This window comes from Lutibacter sp., assembly GCF_041555395.1.
Classification (GTDB): domain Bacteria; phylum Bacteroidota; class Bacteroidia; order Flavobacteriales; family Flavobacteriaceae; genus Lutibacter.
On the sequence record NZ_JBFFKM010000105.1, the window covers coordinates 1 to 3185 of the forward strand.

The window sequence follows — 3185 nt, forward strand, 5'->3', positions numbered from 1 at the left end:
GAAAATTTTTTTAAATGCCCTACAACAAATCACATTTCGATATTTCTGAGCGGAAACTTTATTTACGTGCGCTTGATGCTATTTTTTCGCTTTTTGGACTTTACCTACTTAGCCTTTTTTTTAAATTCGACTATTTTGACTTTTCAAGTCCGAACATCAAATTATGGATTTTAATTTTAGTCACTTACTTATGGGTATTTGGTGAAATTTTTGAGCTGTATAATTTAAAGGTATCCAGTAACAGGTATTTGACGGTTAGAAGTATAGGAATAACCGTTTTGTTTTCAACCCTTTTTTATTTTTTTACGCCTGTAATTTCACCGCAACTGCCTGAGAACAGATTGCAGCTGGTCTATTTTTCTATGACCTTGTTTATGGCTATTTTAATCAATAGAATACTTTATATTCAATTGATATTTTCGCCTCGATTTTTAAAAAATATTTTGTTGATTGCAGAGAGCAGTCAAGTTCAGGAATTATTGGCTGTTATTAAAAATAAGGGAGCAAACAGTATTGTGGGGTATGTGTCTGATGCCCCATTGAAAAGTGTTGAAGCGCCAAACTTTATTGCTATTTCTGAGGCCAATTTGGAACAGATTGTCGAAAATGGAGGCGTTAATGAAATCATCCTATGTTCAAGCAACAACAAATTCATTACGCCCGCCATAAACAAACAGCTTATTATGATGTTTGAAAAAGGGATGGTGATCAGGAGTATAGATAATTTTATTGAAGAGGAAACACATCGCATATCAGAAACAAGATTGACCACGGATTTTTTCAGTCATTTTACTTACAGCAAAAACCATCAAAACAATTTATATTCGGCATTCAGACGTATGTTGGATGTGTGTTTTTCATTCATTGGAATTTTAGTTTTAGTTTTGTTAATTCCCTTTGTTTTTATAGGAAATCTGTTTTTTAATAAAGGCCCGTTGTTATATACCCAGGCTAGAGTTGGTAAAAAGGGAAAGGAATTCAGGATCATTAAATTTAGGACCATGGTTGCAAATGCGGAGCAAAATGGTGCGGAATGGGCGAAAATAAATGACAGCAGGGTGACTCCTTTCGGCAGAATTCTCAGAAAAATGAGGTTAGATGAGGTTCCACAGTTTATCAATGTGTTAAAAGGAGAAATGAGTTTGATTGGTCCTCGCCCCGAACGCCCGGAATTTGTGGAGTTATTGGAAAAGGAACTTGCATTTTATGCCATTCGCCACGTGGTAAAACCGGGATTGACAGGATGGGCACAGGTTAAGTATCCCTATGCACGTTCCGTAGATGATCAGCATAAAAAATTAATGTACGACCTTTATTATATTAAAGAACGAAATTTAGTGTTGGATTTAGAAATCATGATTAAAACCATCAGCACCGTATTATTCTTCAGGGGAACTTAGCATTTTTTATGACGCCAGATTTTTTAACCGATTAAGCAGAAAAATATTTTAAAATTCACTGGTAAAGTGCAGCTTAACGTTTGGATATTTTTCCTGGGTCATTTGGATGGAAAATGCGGAGTCGGCCAAAAACACCAGTTGTCCTTGTTTGTCATGCGCCAGATAACGTTGCTTTACCCGTTTAAAATCTTTAAATTCCTCACTCTTCGGATCGACGGGTTCCACCCAGCATGCCTTGTGTACATGTAAATTTTCGTAACTGCATGTTGCGCCATATTCATGTTCCAGTCGGTATTGGATCACTTCATATTGCAAGGCACCAACAGTTCCAATAACTTTTCGGCCATTTAGTTCTAAGGTAAATAACTGCGCAACGCCTTCATCCATCAATTGGTCCAAACCTTTGTATAATTGTTTCGATTTCATGGGATCGGCATTGTTTACGTAACGGAAATGCTCTGGAGAGAAACTTGGAACACCTTTAAAGTTCAGCACTTCGCCAGCGGTGAGCGTATCGCCGATTTTAAAGTTTCCGGTATCTGGAAGTCCTACAATATCTCCGGGAAATGATTCCTCAACAATTTCCTTCTTTTCGGCAAAAAAGGCATTCGGACTTGAGAATTTGAATTTTTTATTGAGTCTGACATGCAAATAAGGTACATTTCGTTTGAATGTTCCCGATACAATTTTAACGAATGCCAGTCTGTTTCGGTGATTGGGATCCATATTGGCGTGGATTTTAAAAACAAAACCGGTAAGCGTTTCTTCTTTGGAATCCACCAAGCGGGTATCGGCCATTTTTGGTTGTGGTGACGGTGCAATATCAATAAAGCAGTCAAGCAATTCCTTCACCCCAAAATTATTTAAAGCTGAACCAAAAAATACAGGCTGCAATTTGCTGTTTAAATAGTCGTTTTTATCAAATTCAGGATACACTTCTCTTAAAATTTCCAATTCTTCGCGCAAAGTATTCGCTGATTTCTCGCCAATAATTTTGTCCAGTTCAGGCGTAGAAATATCGGTCAATTCAACGCCTTTCGAGACGCTTTGTTTAGAATCACCTGAAAACAGGTTTATTTTTTTTTCGTAGATATTGTAGATGCCTTTAAAATCGTAGCCCATTCCAATAGGAAAACTTAAAGGCGTCACGGTCAGTCCCAATTTTTGTTCCACTTCATCCAGCAAATCGAAAGCGTCTTTTCCTTCGCGATCCATTTTATTGATAAAAACAATGATGGGGATTTTGCGCATTCGGCACACTTCAACCAGTTTTTCTGTTTGTTCTTCAACGCCTTTTGCAACGTCTATCACAACAATAACGCTGTCAACGGCAGTTAATGTCCTAAAGGTATCCTCCGCAAAATCTTTGTGCCCCGGTGTGTCTAAAATATTAATTTTTTTTCCTTTGTAATTAAAAGCCAATACAGAAGTGGCCACAGAAATTCCTCTTTGGCGTTCAATTTCCATAAAATCGGAAGTGGCACCTTTCTTTATCTTATTGCTTTTTACGGCTCCGGCTTCTTGTATGGCGCCTCCAAACAGCAATAATTTTTCGGTTAAGGTGGTTTTTCCCGCATCAGGATGTGAAATGATTCCAAACGTGCGTCTGCGTTGTATTTCTTCTAAAAAAGTCATCACTAAAATTTTGAGGTGCAAATATATGGCTAATTACACAATTTGCCAATTAGAATTTATAGGCAATAAGGCCTTAAAGATTGGGAGTCCAAAATGCTTAAATAAGCAGTCTTATAACCTAAATAGTATTTTGGGCGTTCCCGCTGAAAA

General features: G+C 37.4%; 2 protein-coding genes. One reads left to right on the plus strand and one right to left on the minus strand.

The window, feature by feature from the left end:
• Nucleotides 1-14 precede the first annotated feature (14 nt).
• Nucleotides 15-1400, plus strand: a complete 1386-nt coding sequence (locus tag ABY285_RS12370; protein ID WP_372770514.1) for an exopolysaccharide biosynthesis polyprenyl glycosylphosphotransferase — start codon at nt 15-17, stop codon at nt 1398-1400.
• Nucleotides 1401-1448: 48 nt separating this feature from the next.
• Here ABY285_RS12370 and ABY285_RS12375 read toward each other — a convergent pair whose 3' ends face one another.
• Entirely contained in the window at nt 1449-3035 is a 1587-nt protein-coding gene (locus ABY285_RS12375; protein WP_372770516.1) for a peptide chain release factor 3, read from the minus strand.
• Nucleotides 3036-3185: the final 150 nt, after the last annotated feature.

Excerpts from the sequence above, each read along its gene's own strand:
- ABY285_RS12370 (WP_372770514.1), top strand. The coding sequence starts at position 15 with ATGCCCTACAACAAATCACATTTCGATATTTCTGAGCGGAAACTTTAT.
- ABY285_RS12375 (WP_372770516.1), bottom strand. The coding sequence starts at position 3,035 with ATGACTTTTTTAGAAGAAATACAACGCAGACGCACGTTTGGAATCATT.